Here is an 856-nt window from a genome sequence, read left to right as displayed (position 1 = left end):
ATGGGCGGCATGATGGACGACATGATGCGCGGCTGCCGCGGAGACGAGTGCGGTCGGGATCGGCGCCTCAACAAGCTGCTGTATCCGCAGCTGATGGCGCTGCCGGATCTACCGCCGGAGCGGCGCGCGAGCGTTGAGCAGCTCGCCCACCACCGGATGCACGAAGGGATCCAGCTATTGGCGTCCCTGTCGTCGGAGGCGTCGCACGCGGTCCAGCGCAACGACTACGGCGGCCTGCAGGAAGCATCCGACCGCATGCGCGTGGCCTGGGGCGAATTCGACAGCGGCTTGTCGGCCTACCGCGCACTGGCCGAAGGACAGGCGCCGCGGGGGATCGCGCTGGCGTGGTTCCGGCGCGAGATGAACCTGACCGATCCCCTGACCACGGCCCCGGCGCACGGCGTCTTCGGCCTGTCGGGCTTCCACTACTTCACGATGGCGTTGCTGCTGGCCTTTGCGCTGCTGGCCGCCTGGATGTACGTGGCGCGAACCCGACGCACGAATGCGGTCCTCGCCACGTTGCGCACCGGGGCACCGGTGCCTCCGGCCCCCGCCGCTGCGCCTCGTTCCGGTGTGGCGCCGGCCCCCGCGGCGTCCGTGTCTCCGGGCGTGCCGGCCGAGGGCGAGCCGCAGGCACGCGCACCCGTGTCCACCATGGGCGGCTGGGTGGGCAAGCTGCGGGTCGCACGCGTCTTCCAGGAGACGCCCAAGGTCAAGACGTTTCGGCTGGCGCCAGTGGAGGGCGTGGGTGCGCTGCCGTTCGAGTTCGAGCCCGGCCAGTTCCTCACGCTTTCGGTGCATTCAGGCGGGAACCAGGTCAAGCGCTCGTATTCGATCGCTTCATCGCCATGCTGCC

The 856-nt window shown here is 70.1% G+C and carries 1 pseudogene; it reads left to right on the top strand.

Features of this window, described 5'->3' with window-relative positions:
• Positions 1–12 precede the first annotated feature (12 nt).
• Positions 13–856: pseudogene (locus IEG05_RS23115) on the top strand (2Fe-2S iron-sulfur cluster-binding protein); the annotation flags it as partial.

Origin of the sequence: Stutzerimonas kunmingensis, from assembly GCF_014764705.1 — a bacterium.
In the GTDB taxonomy this organism is placed as follows: Bacteria; Pseudomonadota; Gammaproteobacteria; order Pseudomonadales; family Pseudomonadaceae; genus Stutzerimonas.
This window is presented reverse-complemented; position numbering and strand designations above follow the sequence as displayed.